Genomic DNA, 17,927 nt, shown 5'->3' with positions numbered 1-17,927 from the left:
ATGGATGTGCGTCGATCCTTCCCGGCGTGGCTCCGCCTCGGCAACGAGTTGTCGTTTCTTGTCGCGGGGCCGTGCGGCCCTCACGGCAGGTGGGCCGCCGGGCCGGGAACGGGCCGCTGCCGCACCCACTGTGGTCGGGCCCGACCGGGGCTCGGGTTGCGCACTGCCGTCGAGTCGCGGACCACGAGGCGGACCGGCAGGACCATCGGCCGGCCGGTGTGCCCGGGTGCCCCCTCGATCATCGTGAGCAGGTGCCGGGTAGCGGCCGAGCCCTCCGCGAAGAGCGGTGCCGCGACGGTGGTGAGCCCGGGCGTGACGATGTCTCCGGCGAGGATGTTGTCGAAGCCCACGACGCTGACGTCGCCCGGAACGTCGACGCCCATCCGGGTGAGGCCGCGGATGATCCCGATGGCCATCTGGTCGTTGAAGGCCAGGACGGCCGTCGCGGGACGGGCGCATAGCTCCTGCGCGGCCCGCTCACCGCCTGCCATGGTGGGGCTGAACGGCCCGATCTGGCGAACCTTGATCTCCAGCTCCATGCCCGCCTCGAGCAGCGAGCGCCAGCGCACGCCGTTGGGCCAGGACGCCTGCGGTCCGGCGACGTAGGTGATGTGGTCGTGCCCCAGCTCACCGAGGTGCTCGGCGGCCCGCCGCACCCCACGCGGGTCGTCCGTGACGACGCACGGCACGTCGGCGAGAGCGCGGTTGAGGACCACCACCGGCCGCTGCTTGGCGACCATCCGGATGGCCGAGTCGGACATCCGGCTGCTGGCCAGCACGATGCCGTCGACTGTCGACATGGTGCGTTCGACCGCCGCCCGTTCCAGCCGGTCGGACTCCTGGGCGTCGATCAGCACCGTGGTGTACTCGCCATCGGCCGCGACCTCCTGCGCGCCGCGCACGATCTCGGCGTACACCGGGTTGGTGATGTCGGCGATGACCAGCGCAATCATCTGGGTACGGGAGGTGGTGAGGGCGCGGGCGAGGGGGTTGGTCCGGTAGCCCAACCGCTCGGCGACCTGCCGGATCCGTTCGGCGGTCTCGGAGTTGACCCGACTCGGTCGGGAGAAGGCGCGGGACACGGTGGACGGTGAGACGTCGGCCTCGGAGGCGACGTCGTAGATCGTGACTCTCGTTCCCGGCGGCCTGGTGTGGTCGGGCATCTTCATGCTCCTCCCGGCTACGCGCCGTGATCATGCTATGGCCGCGGTGAATACTCGGCAATGCCCCGGCAACAATCCGGCTGCCCGATCGCATTCGCGCGAGGCAATACATGGCAACCCGTTGCCGCCGCGGCGCGCCGGCTGCCTCAATCAGCGGGGATGACACCTGGCGGAGGGAACGGCTCATGGGTATCTCGCGGCGCGGCGCTCTCCTGGTCACGGCATCGTCACTCCTGGTGGGCGCCGTCGGGTGTGGGGCACCCGAGGCTCCCGGCGACACAAAGGGCGACACCACCGGCGAGGTGCCACAGCGGCCCGGCAAGGCCGTCACACTCAACGTCCTCGACGTGGCGGGCAACCTCCAGCTGACCCAGGGGATGATCGACGAGTTCGTCTCGAAGAACCCCGACGTGATCTCCCGGGTGACCTATTCGAAGGCACCGGCGCCCGAGCTGGCCGGGAAGATCAAGGCCCAGCAGGGGGCGGACCGGGTGGACATCGGTCTCGTGCTGACCGGCGTCGACGGCCTGGCCGCCGGAATCGAGCAGGGGCTCTGGATCGACGTGTTGCCGACCTTCCAGGACCGCCTCGGCGGGATGAGCAACTACCTGGAGCCGGCGGCCGCGATGCAGAAGCTCGCCGGCAACGCGGGCGTCACCGTCACCTACTACCCGTCAGGGCCCCTGCTCGAATATCTGCCGGCGCGCCTCGCCTCGCCACCCACCAGCGCGGAGGCCCTGCTCGCCTGGGCCAGGGCCAACCCCAGGAAATTCCAGTACGCCCGCCCGGCCAACTCCGGCCCGGGTCGGACGTTCCTGATGGGTCTGCCCTACATCCTGGGCGACTCGAACCCCAAGGACCCCACCGCGGGATGGGACAAGACGTGGGCCTTCCTCAAGGAGCTGGGCCAGTACGTCGACTACTACCCGTCCGGCACCACCGAGACGATGAAGAACCTCGCCAACGGCACCGCGCACCTGATCGTCAGCACGACCGGTTGGGACATCAACCCGCGGGTGCTCGGCACGGTGCCCAAGGAGGCCAGGATCACCCCAATCGACGGCTTCCACTGGGTCACCGACGCGCACTACGCCGTCATGCCCAAGGGCGTATCGACCGACACCCAGGCCGCGGTGCTGGCCCTGCTGGCGTTCATGCTCACCCCCGAACAGCAGGCGAAGGCGTACGACGAGGGCTACTTCTACCCGGGCCCGGCGATCAAGGAGGTCCAGCTCTCGTCGGCGCCGCAGAAGAGCCAGGACGCGATCCGGGAGTTCGGTCGCCCCGAGTACGACGCGCTGATCGCCGGGAACCCGACCGAGGTCCCGCTCGACGCGAAGAGCCTGGTGGCCGCGTTCAGCCGCTGGGACCGCGAGATCGGCGGCGGCAAGGTCAAGCAGGGATGAGCGCCTTCACCCAGCTGCGGCTGGACGGGGTGTCCCGCCGGTTCGGTGGCCAGGCCGCGCTCACCGAGCTGGACCTGACGATCGAGGCGGGTGAGTTCATCGCCCTGCTCGGCCCGTCCGGCTGCGGCAAGTCGACGGCGTTGAACTGCCTGGCCGGGCTGCTGCCGTTGACGGCGGGGAGCATCTGGCAGGACGAGCGCCGCATCGACACGCTGCCACCGGAGCGGCGCGGCTTCGGCATGGTGTTCCAGAGCTACGCCCTCTTCCCGCACCTGACGGTCCGGGCGAACATCGCCTTCGGGCTGCGCATGCGGCGACTACCCAAGGAGGAGACGCGCCGGCGTACGGAGGAGGCGGTGCGGCTGGTGCGACTGGAGGACCACGTCGACAAGCTGCCCGGTCAGCTCTCTGGTGGCCAGCAGCAACGCGTGGCCATCGCCCGCGCCGTCGTGTTCGAGCCGTCCCTGGTGTTGATGGACGAACCGTTGAGCAACCTCGACGCCAAGCTGCGCCTGGAGATGCGGACCGAGATCCGCCGGCTGCACCAGTCACTGGGGCTCACCACCGTCTACGTGACCCACGACCAGGAGGAGGCGCTGTCCCTGGCCGACCGGCTGGTGGTGCTGCGGGAGGGACGGGTGCAGCAGATCGGCTCGCCGCGCGAACTGCACACCCGGCCGGCGAACTGGCACGTCGCCGACTTCATGGGCTACCGCAACCTGTGGCGGGGGCGGGTGGAGCAGTCCGACGGCGGCAGGGCCACAGTCGAATCGTCCGGCCACCGCCTGCTCGGTGAGGTGGTGGGGACCCTGCGGACCGGGGTGGAGGCGGTGGTCGCGGTACGCCCCGAGGACATCCGCGTCGACGGGCCCGGCGAGACCCGCAACGCCATGTCGGCGACCGTGGAGGTGGTGGAGTACCAGGGCCGCGAGTTGGCGGCCGAGGCCCGCACCGACACCGGGCTGCTGCTGCACCTGCGGACCGAGCAACGGATCGCGCCGGGAGACCAGATCAAACTCGCCGTCGACCCGCAGCGGCTGCTCGTCTATCCCGCCGACGAATCGGCGGCGACCGACCGCCTCACTGACGCGCCGGGGGCGACGCGGTGAGCGGCGCCGGGCCCGGGAGGCCGTTGGCGCACTGGCAGCACCGCCTCGCCGAGCGGGGCGTCGACCGTCAGCTGTGGTTGCTGGTCCCGGCCCTGGTCTTCGTCGTCGCCCTGTTCCTCTATCCGTTCTTCTACGGGCTGACGCTCTCGTTCCAGCCGACCACTGGCGGGCCGTTCAGCGACTACGCCCGGTTCTTCTCCGACTCCTACGAGCGGGGCACGATCTGGATCACGCTGCGGATCGCGTTGCCCGCCGCGCTCCTGAACGTCCTCGCCGCGGTGCCGATCGCCTACCGGATGCGCGGCCGGTTCCGGGGCAAGCGGCTGGTCACCACGCTGCTGGTCGTGCCGATCACGCTCGGCACGGTCCTCACCGCGCAGGGGTTGCTGAACTTCCTCGGCCCGACCGGCTGGTTCAACCGGATCCTGCTGGCCACCCACCTCGTCGACGAACCGGTGCGGCTGACCCACAACTACTGGGGGGTGTTCTTCTCCCTGGTGATCACCGGCTTTCCGTTCGCGTTCCTGCTGGTGCTCTCGTACCTGTCCGGCATCGACCCGACCCTGGAACGGGCGGCCGCGACCCTGGGCGCGGACTGGCGTCGCCGGTTCACCCGGATCACCCTGCCGCTGCTGATGCCCGGCCTCGCCACGACCTTCTGCCTGACGTTCGTCCTGGCGTTCAGCGTGTTCCCGTCGGCGGTCCTGGTCGGCAACCCCGCCGGTGAGACCCGGGTCATCTCCCTCGCCGCCTACCAGGCGGCGTACGAGCAGTACGACTACCCGTACGCGTCGGCGATTGCCATGATCATGGGCTTCGTCGAGCTGGTCATCATCGCGGTGGTGCTGGCCGCTCGCGGCCGCTTCTACACCGGCTCCACCGGAGGCAAGGGCTGATGGCAACGACCACCCAGGCCCCACCAACGCGGCCCCCCGCCACCAGCACCGACCGGCGGCGGCGCATCGCCGCCCGGCCGGCCGCCTGGATCGTGTGGGGCGCCGTCATCTTCTTCTTCCTCAACCTGCTCGGCGTCGTGGCGTCCGTGCTGGTCAGCTCGTTCGGCCAGCGGTGGTTCGACACCTGGCTCCCGGACGGCTACACCACCAGCTGGTACGCCCGGGCCTGGGACGAGTTCGCGCTCCTCCAGGTCATCGTCGTGACGCTGGAGGTCTCCGTACTCGTGGTGGGGCTCTCGCTGGTGATCGGCGTGCCGGCCGCCTACGCCCTCGCACGGCGCTCGTTCCCCGGCAAACGACTGATCTTCCTCGTGTTCCTGCTGCCCATCCTGATGCCCCCGATCACGTACGGCATTCCGCTGGCGACCGTCCTGTACAAGTTCGGCCTGGCCGGGCACATGTCCGGGGTGGTGCTCGCCAACCTCGTACCGTCGGTGCCCTTCGTCATCCTGACCATGACCCCGTTCATCGAGCAGATCGACCCTCGGATCGAGAGCGCGGCGCGCATGTGCGGCGCCGGCCTGCGGACGGTGTTCCTGCGGGTCCTCACGCCGCTGCTCGTGCCGGGCATCCTCGCCTCCGCGATCCTCGTGCTCGTGCGGACCGTGGGCATGTTCGAGCTCACCTTCCTGACCGCGGGACCCGACTCGCAGACCCTGGTGGTGGCGCTCTACTACTCGATGTCCGCGTCCGGGATCAGGGCCCAGCAGTCTGTCGACGCCATGGCGGTCATCTACACCTCGATGATGCTGGTCCTGCTCGTCGTCGCACTGCGCTACGTCAACCCGACCCAGCTGGTGGCGCAGGTCAAGGACGAGCCGGAGCATTGAGGCCGACGCTTGCGTCGAGGATCTCACCCAGGCGACCCGCGACCGTGATGAGCGCGGGCAGCCTCGTCCGTAGCCCGCGATAGGTCGCGGCGAGAGCCGGGTCGACAGCGACTGGCTCGCCGCCCGCGACAGCGGGATCGAGCTGCGTGACCGCCTCCCGAAGATCGCAGGTGTGGCCGATCGCGAAGAGCCCGAGCGCCGCCGCGCCGAGGGGGACGTGGTCGGCCACACCTGCGACGCGGACCGGGCAGTCCAGGACCGCAGCCATCACCTCGCGCCACAGCGGAGACCGGAAGGCCCCACCGGTCAGGCGGATGCTGCCGATCGGCGTCAGCTCGGCCAGCCGGTCACGGACACCACCGAGTTGCAGGCAGACGCCCTCGACGGCGGCCCGGACCAGGTGGCCGCGCGAGTGCTCGCTGCGCAGCCCCAGGAACGCGCCCGGCGCTGCGTAGCCCTGCAGCGGGGCCTCGTCGGCCAGCAGGTAGGGCAACATCACGAGACCGTCGCTGCCCGGCGCGATCCGCCCGGCGAGATCCAGGAGCGCAGGCACGGCACTGTCGTCACCGAGGACACGCCCCGCCCACCGCACGACGTTGCCGCCGTTGCTGACCGCGCCGCCGACAACCCACGCGTCGTCGGTCAACGCAGCGCAGGAGAACGTCTCGACCGGCTCGGAGAGGGGACCCTCGACGACCGTCCGCAGAGCCCCGGTAGCCCCGAGCGTCAGCCCACCGACGGTGTTGTCGATCGCCGCCGCGCCCAGGCTCCGCAAGGGACCGTCTCCCGCGCCGACGACGACCGGTGTGCCGGAGGGCAGGCCCACCGCGCGCCCGGCCGTCGGCGACAACCGCAGCACCGCCGTCGTGGGCAGGACCGGGGGCAGCTGACTCTCGGACAACCCGGCGAGATCGAGGACGGCGGTACTCCAGCCCCGACGGTGCACGTCGAACATCCCGGTGCCGGACGCCGAGGACAACTCGGTCACCAACATTCCGGTGAGTCGATGGACCACATAGTCCTTGAGGCCGATCCACCACCGGGTCGCCGTGCACAGGTACGGCTCGTGCCGGGCGAACCACAGGAGCTTGCAGAACGGGTTCATCGGGTGCACAGGTGTGCCCGTCAACCGGTGCAGCTCCCGGCTCTGGCCGGACAACCGCAACTCACGGGCCGCCTCCGACGACCGCATGTCACGCCGGGTCAGCAGCGGCGTCACCGGCGTCATGGCCGCGTCCAGCCCGATCAGGCCGTACCTGGCGGAACTCAGCGCGAGGGCGACCACCTCCGCCCCGGCGGTGCCGGCCACACACGCGGACAGCGCCGCCACTGTGGCCGCCATGAGCACGTCCGGCTCCTGCACCCGCCAGCCGGGCATCGGCTCCAGCAGCGGGTACTCCCGCGTGGCGACGTGTCGTGCGGTGCCGTCCAGTGCGAACGCGACAGCCCGCACGGCCCTGGTGCCCACGTCGACCCCGACGATCACCCGACGCTCCGGCCCCATCCGCACATGGTCGAGCGGTGCTCACTGGGGCGGCAAGCGGTTGCGCGCAGTTGTCGTCACCGTAGGTCCGCCGGCGCTCAGACCAGGAACTCCTCCCGCATCCGCGCGCCCAGGTTGATCCCGCCCACGGCCCGGGGGCCGGCCGGGTCGTGCACGGCGACGGTGTTGTTACGACGCATCAGCTCCCGGACCGCGGGCGGCAGTCGCGGCGGATCGTCCATGGCCGCGAGGACCCGCCCAGCACTGACGATCAGTCGATCGGCCAGGGTGGCGGCGTCGGTGTCCACCCGCACCCGGCCGTACTCCCAGCCCGACGTGGTGAGGTCGAGCACCTCGAACACGCGGGTCACCAGCGGGTTCGGGTCGGTCACCCGGTCGAGCCGGGGCGCCCGGTTGCCGACCACAGTGACGGCGGCGGCCACCTGCGCGTACGGGTGGAAGCCGCACGGCAACGCGAACAGCGGCCAGCGCAGGGCCGGGCCGGCCTCCTTCCACAGCGGCCGGTAGTTACGGCGGTGCACCAGCAGCCGTCGGCCCGTCCGCCGGTGGATCTCCTGGGCCTGGGCCTGAAGGTCCACATGGGCCTCGTCGGCGACCTGACTCACGATCCGGGTCGCCACCACCAGGCCGTCGTCGCTGTCGAGCGAACCGGTGAGCGCGTCGACCTGCTCGGTGAACCGGATCCGCGCGTGGGAGCCGTACCGGGACTGGACGTCGTGCAGCAGCGCCTGCTGGCGTCCCGGGTCGAGCTGGACCTTCCTACCGCCCAGCAGTCGACGGAGCCAACGCATGTCGCCTCGATTCAGCAGAGCCGTCGCGGACGGCGGCAATGCTAGTGCGTCGACCGTCCCTCATGTTCCCAAGGGGGGCTGATCGGCTCCGCTCGCGGAGACGGCGATCACCGTCGACGTGGCGTGATCAGCCCCGATTCGTACGCCCACACGACAAGCTGGGCCCGGTCGCGGCAGTGCAGCTTCGTCATGGCCCGGTTGACGTGTGTCTTGGCGGTCAGCGGACTGATCACCATGCGCGCGGCGATCTCGTCGTTGGTCAGCCCGCGGGCGACCAGCTCGACGACCTCCTGCTCCCGGGCGGTCAGCACGTCGCGTCCGGCCGTCGGCACCGCCGGCGGTGGGCCGGCCACGAACTCACTGATCAGCGTGCGGGTGACGGTCGGCGCGAGCAACGCGTCGCCGCGCGCGACGACGGTGACGGCGTGCAGCAGGTCGGTGGGGTCGGCGTCCTTGAGGAGGAAGCCGCTGGCGCCCGCGCGGAGGGCGGCGAACACGTAGGAGTCGAGCCCGTAGTTGGTGAGGATGAGAACGCGGACCGCGGCGAGGTCGGGATCGGCGGCGATGCGCCGGGTGGCCTCGATGCCGTCGAGGCCCGGCATCTGCACGTCCATCAGGACGACGTCGGGGCGCAGACATCGCGACAGGTGGACGGCAGAGGTGCCGTCGGTCGCCTCGCCGACGACCTCCAGATGGTCCTCGGCGTCGAGCAGTGCCCGGAAGCCGGCGCGCATCAGCGCCTGGTCGTCGGCGAGCAGCACCCGGATCATCCCGGCTCCTCCCCGCGGCGGGCGGTCACCGCGCACCGTCGAGCGGGAAGGTGGCCCGCACGGTGAACCCGTGGTCGTCGTGCGCGGCGGCCCGCAGCGTGCCGCCCAGTGCGCTGACCCGCTCCCGCATGCCGCGCAGGCCCACGCCGGGCGTCGGGGGCTCGGCCGGCGACGCCTGGCCGTCGTCGATGACCGCGACGGTCAGCTGCGCCGGGGCGTACGCCACCTGGATGTGCGCGGTCGCGGGGCCGGCGTGGCGGGCCACGTTGGTGAGGGCCTCCTGGATGACCCGGTACCCGGCCTGGTCGACCTCGTCGGGCAGGTTTCCGCGCTGACCGGTGACGGTCACCTGCACCGGTACGCCGACCGCGCGGGTCCGCTCGGCCAGCTCGTCCACCCGGGCCAGCCCGACGCGATCGCCGTCGGTGGGTGCGCGCAGGACGTCGAGGGTCGTGCGCAGCTCCCGCATCGCGGCGCCGCTGGCCTCCTGGATCGCCAGCAGCGTGGGCGACGGTGTCTCGCCGTGCTTGCGGGCCAGGTGCACGGCGATGCCGGCCTGCACCTTGATCACCGAGATGCTGTGGGTCAGCGAGTCGTGCAGGTCGCGGGCGATGCGCAGGCGCTCCTCCCCGGCGCGCCGCAACGCCATCTCCTCGCGGGTGCGTTCGGCCTCGATCGCCCGCTGCTCGACCTGCTCCAGGTAGGCCTGGCGCTGCCGTGCGACGAGTCCGGCGACGTTGGCCGCCACGAACCAGCCCAGCAGCAGGGCCGTCCGCTCGGCGACGAGTTGGCCGGGGCGGCCGGCCGGCGCCATCGAGATGTCGCGGGCCAGGAAGCCACCGAGGAAGGCGAGGCTGGCCACGGCGGCGGCCCACCGATGCCCCTGCCAGGCGGTGACGTAGACCGCGCCGAGCACGGGAAACGCGGCGGACACCCCCGGGTGCACGCGGACGTGAACGGCCAGCATGGCGACGGTGACCACGCCCAGCGCCACCACCGGGTAGCGCCGGCACGCCGCCAGGCCCACCGCCATGGCCAGGACCAGGGCGACGTCGAGCACCTCGACCGGCGCGGCGTCCGGGGTGAGCACGGCGTTGCCGAGCAGGAGGACGCCGAGGGCGAGACCGCCGAGGGCGTACGGGAGGTCGCGGCGCATGGTCGCACTGTAGAACGGCAATCGTCGGTGCAGCATCCCGCGCGCGTGGTACCTGCGGCGTACCACGGGCGCGGTATCCACGGCGCGGCAAGTGTCTGCGGCGGAACGACGCTTTCCCGGTCCGCCGGCACAAGCATCGAGCCCATGACATACCGCTTCTTCACTCCCACCCCGACACGGGCGGCCACCGGCCTCACCGCAGCGGTCTACCAACAGTCGCGCGACGACTTCCTCGGGCCGTTGCCGACCTTCCAGGCGCTCTCGGCCGTGCCGAAGGTGCTGGCCGCGACCTGGGCACTGATGCGGGAGGCGCTACTCGCCGGGAACGCCCCCCGGGTCGACCGCGAACTCGTCGCGGCTGCGGTGTCCAGGGCCAACCGCTGTCAATTCTGCGTCGACGCCCACGTGCTGCTGCTGCACGCGCTGGGTGAACCGAGGCTGGCCGAGGCCGTCGCCCGGGGCGAGACGCCATCCGAGCCGGGGCACGCCCAACTCGTCCGCTGGGCGCAGGCGAGCCGCAGCCCCAGGGCCGCCGACTGGACCAGCCCGTACCGCCCGGAGATCACCGGCACCCTGCTCGCCTTCCACTTCATCAACCGGGTCGTCTCGGCGTTGCTCGACCCCGATCTGCTCCCCGGTGGCCTGCAACGGTCCCCACTGGTGCGTTCGGTCGGGGGTCGGCTCTACGCCAAGGCGGCCCGGGAGTCGAAGGAGCCCGGCCGGAGCCTCCAGCTCCTCGACGCCGATGCGACGGCAGCGCCAGCCTGGGCGGGGGACAGCCCGGTGGGCGTCGCCTACGCGTCGTTGCGCAACGCCGCCACCCGGGGCGGAGATCTGCTGGGCGACGTGGCGCGCGAGACCGTCACCGCGACAGTGCGCTGGGAGGACGGGCGGTTCCCGGCCCGGCCCGCGGACTGGGCCGTCGACCTGGTCCGGGATGTGCCGGGCACGGACCGCATCGGGACGCGGATCGCGTTGCTGGCGGCGTTCGCGCCCAGCGCGATCAGCCCAGGGGACGTCGCGCTGTGGCGGCTCTCCCACCCCGCCGACGCCGACCTCGTGCGGTTGGTCGCGTACGGGGCGATCACGGCCACCGATCACGTCGCCCAGGCCCTCGCCTCGGCGCACCTCTAGGAGGTAACCCATGCGCAAGGCACTCGTCGTCATCAGCTTGCTGTTGCTCGTCGCGTTCGCGGTGCAGTTCGTTCTCGCCGCCGTGGGCGGCTTCACCAGACCCGCCGGTGAGGACGCGTACGCGCTGCACAGCGTCAACGGCATGGCGGTCATCCCGATTCTCACAGTGCTCACCGCAGTGTTCGCCGCGCTGGCGAAGGCGCCGGGAAAGCTCATCGGACTGGCGATCCTGCCGATCGGCCTCGTCCTCCTTCAGCCGCTCATCGCCATGCTGGCCGAGGCGTCCACTGACGCGTCGGGTGTCAGCACTCCACTCGGCCTGACCATCGGCGGGTTGCACGCGCTCAACGGAATCATCGCGGTGCACGTCGTGGTCGGCGTGCACCGGGCGGCGCGCAAGCTGGCCGGCATGGAACGGGCCGACACCACTCGGGTGCCCGCCCGGGAAGCGGAGCCGGCATGAGCACCGGGTCGCTGCTCGTGGCCGACCTCGTGATCGCGGTCATCGCGACCGCCGGCTGGCTGGGGGGTGGCGCCGCGTCCGCCGCCCGCCGCCGCCCGCTCGCACTGGGACTGGCTGCCGTCGCGCTGCTCGCCACGCTCGCCCGCGCGATCACGATCACCGCCCTCGCGCGCGCCGGCTGGTGGTTCGCCGCGGAGAAGATCTTGATCGCGGGCCCGCTGTCGCTCGCGGCGGTGGGCGTCGCCGGTCCGCGGTTGCTGCAGGCCCCGGGCGACATCCGGGCCGTCGCGCTTCCGCTGCTCTTCGCCGGGTACGCCACGAGCAGCGCCCTGCTCGTGACAGTCCTGCACGGCTATCCGCCGCCGGCCGGGGCGGGGCTGCTCGCGGTCGCCGGGGTCGTCGCGGCGACAGTGGTCTCGGGACGTGCCCTCGGCGCGCGCCCATCCCGGACGGTGTCCCGGGTGGCCCTCGCGGTGGCCGTCGCGGCGCTGCTGACCGGAGTGGGGCTCACCGTCGCCCCGGGCGCCGCGCCCGCCGTCCCGCACGACCACGCCCATCCGGCGACCCGGATCGCCGACGAACCTACCCGGCGGTTCACCCTGACCGCCGGGACCGCCACCGTGGACGCGGACGGCCGGAACGTCGCGGCCTGGGCGTTCAACGGGCAGGTACCCGGGCCGGAGCTGACCGCCACCGTCGGCGACGTGGTGGAAGTGACGCTGCGCAACCGGGACATCGGCCGCGGCGTCACAGTGCACTGGCACGGGTACGACGTGCCGAACGATCAGGACGGTGTGCCCGGGGTGACGCAGGCGGCGGTGCGGCCCGGGCAGGAGTTCGTCTACCGGTTCCGCGCCGATCAGGCCGGAACGTACTGGTACCACACGCACTCTGCCTCCGACGTCGGCGTGCGGATGGGTCTCTACGGTGTGCTGGTGGTGCGACCAGGGCCGGTGACCGGCCTCGACGTCACAGTGCCGGTACACACCCTGGCAGGCCGTCCGTTGCCCGCGCCGAGAGTGGAGCAGGTCGAGGCCGGCGTGCCGGTGCGGTTGCGACTGATCAACACCGACAGCACGACGCACCGCTACGCAGTGGCCGGTACCGCGTTCCGGGTGGCCGCGATCGACGGCGTCGACCTGCGGGGTTCGACGCCGCTGGAGGACACCGCAGTGCTGATCCCGGCCGGGGGCCGCTACGACCTGGTCTTCACCGCGCCGGCGACCCCTGTGGCGCTGTTCGTCGACGGACGCGCGGTCTACTCGACCGGACCGGTGTCGACGGCGACCAGCGCCTGGCCGGTGCTCGACCCGCTCGGCTACGGCGCGACCGCCGCGGCGCCCTGGTCCCGGTTCGACAAGACGTTCACCCTGGTCCTCGATCGCGGCCTCGACCTGCGCAAACTGCTGCCGCGGTACGCCCACACCGTCAACGGCGCGGCCGACCCGGACATCCCACCGCAGGTCGTACGCCGGGGCGACGTCGTCCTGTTCACGATCGTCAACCGGTCGCAGATCGTGCACCCGTGGCACCTGCACGGCCACCACGTCCTGGTGCTGGCCCGCGATGGCGAGCCGGCGGCCGGAAGCCCGTTGTGGCTCGACTCGTTCGACGTCCGTCCGGGCGAGGTGTGGAAGGTGGCGTTCCGGGCCGACAACCCGGGGGTGTGGGCCAACCACTGTCACAACCTGGCCCATGCCGATGCCGGGATGACCTTGCATCTCATGTACTCGTGATCGCGGTTACCGGTAGTTTTCTGTCATGACTGAGGACACCTTCCGTTCGGTGGCGATCGAGCGCACCAGCCTGGGCAACTACGTCGTGCGGAACTCCCGTGGCGGGTCGGTGTCGTTGGGCACGGGCGAGGACGGCAGTTTCACCCCTGTGGAGTTGCTGCTGGCCGCCATCGGCGGTTGCACCGCCGTGGACGTGGACCACATCACCAGCCGTCGCGCCGAGCCGACCGAGTTCACCGTCGCCGTCACCGGTGACAAGATCCGGGACGAGGCCGGCGGAAACCGGATGCGGAACCTGCGGGTCGAGTTCACAGTGACGTTCCCCGACGGCGCGGACGGCGACGCGGCCCGTACGGCGCTGCCCCGGTCGCTGCAGCAGTCGCACGACCGGTTGTGCACGGTCTCCCGTACCGTCGAGCTCGGCACTCCCGTGGTGATCGCCGAGGCACCCGGGCCCAGCGGAGACTGATCGTCGCTGAGCCCGGCTACTCAGGTTCGTGCGGTCCGTTCGGGTGAGGATGACGGCATGCGTCGACTACTGGTGCCACTGCTGATCGTCCTCGCCGCGGTGGCGGCGTGCGCCGAGCCGAACGCCCAGCCGGGTCGCTCGGACCCGACGGCCGCGGCGCCGGCGCCCACCGCACTGCTCGCCGACGGCAGCGTCCCGTGGGCCGACCTGAAGATCACCGACGAGGACCTCAACGGGCGGCCCGCCGCCCCGAGGACGCCGGCCGCCGGCAGCGAGCCGTGCCGGGCGGAGCAGCTGACCGGCCGGCTCACCAGCTGGACGCGGCCCGGCACCGGCGGTGAGACCCCCCGGGGCTTCGACGCGGCCATCGGCAAGCTCATCGGCGAAGTGGACGTGCGGAACTCGTCGACTGTCGAGTGCACATTGCAGGGCGAGGTGCCCACGACCATGCTCGCCGGCGGCCGCGAGATCCCGATGCTCTACACCCACGGCATCAACGAGGAGGGCCGCACCCGGGTGGTCGCCGTGCCGGCCGGTGGCCACGCCAGCCTACGTCTGGACTGGTCCGGGCCGTTCTGTCAGCCGACCGTCGTGCCGGTGGAGCTCGCGATCGAGCTACCGCACGACGGCGGCACGGTGCGCGCGCCGGTCACCGCCGACGAGCGTCCGGGTTGTCCGCAGGGGGAGGGGGTGAACCCCCGGGCGCGAGCGACGCTGTCCGCGAGTGGGTTCACCGAGCCGGTGGCGGTGTCGAGGCCCCCGTCCTCGCCGCTGGACCGGCTCACCGTCGCTGTCCAGGGGCCGGCGACCGCTGCGGCCGGGTCGCGGCTCACCTTCCGGGTGACGCTCGGCAACCCGACCGACGGCCCTCTCGCGCTGGACCCCTGCCCGGGCTACCTCGTCGAACGGTTCTCGCTCGGCGACGCGACGAACGACGCGGTGAACTCGGCCCAGCTGTACCGGCTGAACTGCGGCCCGCTCCCGCAGATCCCCGCCGGCGGCAGCGCCGTGTTCGAAATGGTCGCCGAGGTGCCGGCCTCGATGCGGGCCGGGCGCGAGCTGACGGTGACGTGGAAGTTCTACCTGCCGCACTACGTGCAACGGGGAGATCAGTTTGGCGTGCTCACAGTGACGGTCGTCTGAGGAGCGTCGTCACCGGGCCAGCCGCACCGGAAAAGTCGACGTGAAAAATGAGGGATAGATGAGCTTGAGGGTATGGGAGCGCTCCCGTAACATGCGTGACGCGGCCTGTTAACGCTCACAATCGGTCACCGCACAGCGACCGCCACCAATGTATAGGCCGCCGTCCCGCGAGGAGGGTGCTATATGGCCAGATCCAGAGCCACCAATGTCGGTCTGGTTGCTGCCGGCGTCGGTCTACTGGTGTCGTCGACAGTCGTCGCGGCGCTGCCGGCTGTCGCCGCGGCCGAGGGTTGTTCGGTGAACTACGCCGTGTCGTCGCAGTGGCAGGGCGGCTTCGGCGCCAACGTGGCGATCACGAACCTCGGTGATCCCTTGAGCAGCTGGACGTTGACCTGGTCCTACGGCGCCGGACAGACGGTGACGCAGTCCTGGAACACGTCGCTGACACAGAGCGGGTCGGCGGTGACGGCGAAGAACGTGGGCTACAACGGGGCGGTCCCGACCAACGGCACTGTGTCGTTCGGGTTCAACGGGTCCTGGACGGGCAGCAACCCCGACCCGACGAGCTTCGCCCTGAACGGTGTCGCCTGCACCGGCGGCACGACGACCCCGCCGACGACCCCACCGCCGACCGATCCGCCGCCGACCACCCCGCCGCCGACCACGTGCAACCTCCCGTCCACGTACCGCTGGTCGTCGACGGGCCAGCTGGCGACCCCGAGGTCGGGCTGGGTGTCGCTCAAGGACTTCACCGTCGCCCCCTACAACGGCCAGCAACTCGTCTACGCCACCACCCACGACACCGGGACCAGGTGGGGCTCGATGAACTTCGGCCTCTTCACGAACTACTCGCAGATGGCCTCGGCCAGCCAGAACGCGATGAACAACGCGACAGTCGCGCCGTCGCTGTTCTACTTCGCGCCGAAGAACATCTGGGTGCTCGCCTACCAGTGGGGTGGGCCGGCGTTCTCCTACCGGACCTCGACCAACCCCACCAACCCGAACGGCTGGTCGGCCGCACAGACCCTGTTCAGCGGAAGCATCACCGGTTCGGGCACCGGCCCGATCGACCAGGCGGTCATCGGTGACGACCAGAACATGTACCTGTTCTTCGCCGGTGACAACGGCAAGATCTACCGGGCCAGCATGCCGATCGGGAACTTCCCGGGCAGCTTCGGCTCCAACTACACGACCATCATGAGCGACACCACGAACAACCTCTTCGAGGCCGTTCAGGTCTACAAACTCCAGGGCCAGAGTCGCTACCTGATGATCGTCGAGGCAATCGGCTCGCAGGGCCGCTACTTCCGCTCGTTCACCGCCACCAGCCTGGGTGGTTCCTGGACGCCGCAGGCCACCAGCGAGAGCAACCCGTTCGCCGGCAAGGCCAACAGCGGCGCCACCTGGACCAACGACATCAGCCACGGTGAGCTGCTGCGCACCAACGCCGACCAGACCATGACCGTCGACCCCTGCAACCTGCAACTGCTCTACCAGGGCCGTTCCCCCAGCTCCGGCGGCGACTACGGCCTCCTGCCGTACCGGCCGGGTCTGCTGACCCTGCAGCGCTGACCCGATTCGATCAGCACGACGGTCCCAAAACGGGCGGGCTCGGCGTCACGCCGAGCCCGCCCGCACCACACCGGCCCCGGCCCCCGGCGCGCGGTTGGGCCGGCCTCGCCCGGTCCGGCGCTTGATCCACTCGGGTTCATGGAAGTCGCGGTATCTCGGTCGGTCTGACGCCGCGACTTCCTTGAAGGCGAGTCGATCAATCAACGGCCGATCGCATCAGCGGTCCCGAAACTGGACAAAAGCGCGGATCGGCCTCCGTCGAGTCCGCGTTGAGCCCACCCCTCCGGTGCCCCTCGTCTCGCGACCAAGGGCCGGTCGGTTCCGGCGCTCAGGCCGGCGGCGACGTCCGTGTAAGGATGTTGTGTGAGTTGTGAATCAACAATTTCGCCAGCGGTCGATCCAACCGCCTCCCCTCTCGTACTGAAAGCTGAGGGGATCGTGCTGCGAGACTGGCTCGACACCGATCTGCCGCACATGCCGGGCCTCTTCGACGCGCCAGACATGGCTGCGAACACCGATATCCCTTTCCCATTCGACGCGGACGCCTTTCTGGTCAGAATCCGGCGGCGCCGTGCCCAGGGCATTGTCGATCTGGCCGTGACGCGCGACGGCAGGGAGCCGCTTGGCCTCGTCGCACTCCACGCGGCGATCGGGGTGCTGGGGTACGCCATCGGCCCGACGCACCGCCGCCGCGGTATGGCGTCGCGTTCTCTGCGGTTGATGACGAGGTTCTGCCACGAAGAACTCGGCTTCACCCGAGTGCGGCTGAGCATCGTGCAGGGCAATGTGCCCTCGCAGCGGGTCGCTGAGTCCGCCGGATACGTCCGAAGCGACGATGAGGTCATCGAGAGGACGAATGGGTTGGGGCAGTTGAAGCCGCTCGAAACGTGGCATTGGATCGCTCCCGTGACGTCCGGCTGACAAAGAGGGGATACGACACGCGTCATCGGGGGCGGCCGGTGACTGACGAGTTTGGGACGATGCGCCGGTCGACCTACCGACGTCACCCCACTCGAAGGGATCCCCCGCGATGGCAAAGGTCATCTCCACGCTGTTCATCTCGGCCGACGGTGTGGCCGAGATCGACCCGGACTGGCACTTCCCGTACTTCGACGAAAACATGGGCCGCGCCGTCACCGAGGACTATGACACCGCCGACGTGCTGCTCATCGGCCGCGAGACGTACGACAGCTTCGCCGGGGCCTGGCCCGGCCGGGAGGCCGCGGGTGGCGAGGACGCACCGTTCGCCACGCAACTCGGCGACATGCGCAAGGTCGTCGTCTCGCGCCAGCCGCTGGAGTTCTCCTGGCGCAACTCGGAGCTGATCAACGGTGGCCTCCTCGACGCCGTCGCCGCGCTCAAGGCCGACGCCGGCGTCCGGGGAATCCTCATCCCCGGGTCGATCTCCGTGGTCCAGCAACTGCTCGCCGCAGGCCTGGTCGACGAGCTGCGCCTGCTGGTGCACCCGGTGGCCGCCCGTAAGGGCCGCAAGCTGTTCGACGAGGGCGACGCGGCGTACCACCTGCGGCTGGTGACGTCGGAGGCGTTCCCGACGGGCGTCCTTCGCGTGATCTACGCGCCGAGCCAGGCGCCGGCGCCGGACGGCTACCGAAATGCGGGTTAGTGCGCTGCCTTGAGGGCGGTGGTGATACGCCGCCGGAGTGACCGCCACCGATGCGTCCCACACTTTGGACCGGTATTTAGTGAGGGTCATCGATATTGACG

17 protein-coding genes are annotated in these 17,927 nt (G+C 70.8%); 12 read left to right on the top strand and 5 right to left on the bottom strand.

The window, feature by feature from the left end; translation table 11 throughout:
- Positions 1-80: 80 nt before the first annotated feature.
- Positions 81-1,163: a LacI family DNA-binding transcriptional regulator gene (locus OH804_RS15195; protein WP_406065911.1), complete on the bottom strand. Its 1,083-nt coding sequence runs from the start codon at positions 1,161-1,163 to the stop codon at positions 81-83.
- A gap of 185 nt (positions 1,164-1,348) precedes the next feature.
- On the opposite strand from OH804_RS15195, the gene OH804_RS15190 reads away from it, so the two are divergent.
- The 4 genes from OH804_RS15190 to OH804_RS15175 are packed head-to-tail and all read left to right on the top strand — an operon-like array spanning position 1,349 to position 5,464.
- Positions 1,349-2,569, top strand: a complete 1,221-nt coding sequence (locus tag OH804_RS15190) for an ABC transporter substrate-binding protein (RefSeq protein WP_406065909.1) — start codon at positions 1,349-1,351, stop codon at positions 2,567-2,569.
- On the top strand, positions 2,566-3,678 hold the full coding sequence (locus tag OH804_RS15185; protein ID WP_406065907.1) for an ABC transporter ATP-binding protein: 1,113 nt from the start codon (positions 2,566-2,568) through the stop codon (positions 3,676-3,678). The genes OH804_RS15190 and OH804_RS15185 overlap by 4 nt, the downstream gene beginning before the upstream one ends.
- 23 nt (positions 3,679-3,701) lie before the next feature.
- Positions 3,702-4,574, top strand: a complete 873-nt coding sequence (locus OH804_RS15180) for an ABC transporter permease (RefSeq protein ID WP_406065905.1) — start codon at positions 3,702-3,704, stop codon at positions 4,572-4,574.
- Entirely contained in the window at positions 4,574-5,464 is an 891-nt protein-coding gene (locus tag OH804_RS15175; protein ID WP_406065903.1) for an ABC transporter permease, read from the top strand. Before OH804_RS15180 ends, OH804_RS15175 begins: the two co-directional genes overlap by 1 nt.
- On the opposite strand, the gene OH804_RS15170 is transcribed toward OH804_RS15175, so the two are convergent.
- The 4 genes from OH804_RS15170 to OH804_RS15155 form a co-directional block, all read right to left on the bottom strand.
- Positions 5,442-6,968, bottom strand: coding sequence for a gluconokinase (locus tag OH804_RS15170; RefSeq protein WP_406065901.1), 1,527 nt, complete (start codon positions 6,966-6,968; stop codon positions 5,442-5,444). The genes OH804_RS15175 and OH804_RS15170 overlap by 23 nt on opposite strands.
- A gap of 77 nt (positions 6,969-7,045) precedes the next feature.
- Entirely contained in the window at positions 7,046-7,759 is a 714-nt protein-coding gene (locus OH804_RS15165; protein ID WP_406065899.1) for a hypothetical protein, read from the bottom strand.
- A gap of 107 nt (positions 7,760-7,866) precedes the next feature.
- Positions 7,867-8,529, bottom strand: coding sequence for a response regulator transcription factor (locus OH804_RS15160; RefSeq protein ID WP_196922506.1), 663 nt, complete (start codon positions 8,527-8,529; stop codon positions 7,867-7,869).
- A 25-nt stretch (positions 8,530-8,554) separates the two neighbouring features.
- Positions 8,555-9,685: a sensor histidine kinase gene (locus tag OH804_RS15155; protein WP_406065896.1), complete on the bottom strand. Its 1,131-nt coding sequence runs from the start codon at positions 9,683-9,685 to the stop codon at positions 8,555-8,557.
- A gap of 144 nt (positions 9,686-9,829) precedes the next feature.
- Between OH804_RS15155 and OH804_RS15150 the strand changes: the two genes are divergently transcribed.
- The 8 genes from OH804_RS15150 (at position 9,830) to OH804_RS15115 (ending at position 17,826) form a co-directional block, all read left to right on the top strand.
- The gene (locus tag OH804_RS15150; RefSeq protein WP_406065894.1) at positions 9,830-10,819 is read left to right on the top strand and encodes a carboxymuconolactone decarboxylase family protein; all 990 of its coding nucleotides are present in this window, start codon (positions 9,830-9,832) and stop codon (positions 10,817-10,819) included.
- Between the two features lie 10 nt (positions 10,820-10,829).
- The gene (locus OH804_RS15145; protein WP_196922509.1) at positions 10,830-11,282 is read left to right on the top strand and encodes a DUF6220 domain-containing protein; all 453 of its coding nucleotides are present in this window, start codon (positions 10,830-10,832) and stop codon (positions 11,280-11,282) included.
- Positions 11,279-13,018 carry a multicopper oxidase family protein gene (locus OH804_RS15140; protein ID WP_406065892.1) on the top strand — a complete coding sequence of 580 codons (1,740 nt, stop codon included), beginning with the start codon at positions 11,279-11,281 and terminating at the stop codon, positions 13,016-13,018. Before OH804_RS15145 ends, OH804_RS15140 begins: the two co-directional genes overlap by 4 nt.
- A 25-nt stretch (positions 13,019-13,043) precedes the next feature.
- Complete coding sequence (locus tag OH804_RS15135; protein ID WP_406065890.1) at positions 13,044-13,487, top strand: OsmC family protein; 444 nt, start codon at positions 13,044-13,046, stop codon at positions 13,485-13,487.
- Positions 13,488-13,544: 57 nt separating this feature from the next.
- Entirely contained in the window at positions 13,545-14,630 is a 1,086-nt protein-coding gene (locus OH804_RS15130; protein ID WP_406065888.1) for a hypothetical protein, read from the top strand.
- A gap of 183 nt (positions 14,631-14,813) precedes the next feature.
- Positions 14,814-16,202, top strand: a complete 1,389-nt coding sequence (locus OH804_RS15125) for a non-reducing end alpha-L-arabinofuranosidase family hydrolase (RefSeq protein WP_196922513.1) — start codon at positions 14,814-14,816, stop codon at positions 16,200-16,202.
- Positions 16,203-16,640: 438 nt separating this feature from the next.
- The gene (locus tag OH804_RS15120; RefSeq protein ID WP_406065885.1) at positions 16,641-17,123 is read left to right on the top strand and encodes a GNAT family N-acetyltransferase; all 483 of its coding nucleotides are present in this window, start codon (positions 16,641-16,643) and stop codon (positions 17,121-17,123) included.
- 109 nt (positions 17,124-17,232) lie between these two features.
- Positions 17,233-17,826, top strand: a complete 594-nt coding sequence (locus OH804_RS15115; protein WP_196922515.1) for a dihydrofolate reductase family protein — start codon at positions 17,233-17,235, stop codon at positions 17,824-17,826.
- Positions 17,827-17,927: the final 101 nt, after the last annotated feature.

The sequence above is a fragment of the Micromonospora sp. NBC_00860 genome (assembly GCF_045207375.1).
GTDB lineage: Bacteria > Actinomycetota > Actinomycetes > Mycobacteriales > Micromonosporaceae > Micromonospora > Micromonospora vinacea.
Note: the sequence above shows the minus strand (reverse complement) of the source record. Positions and strands in the feature narration are given on the sequence as shown.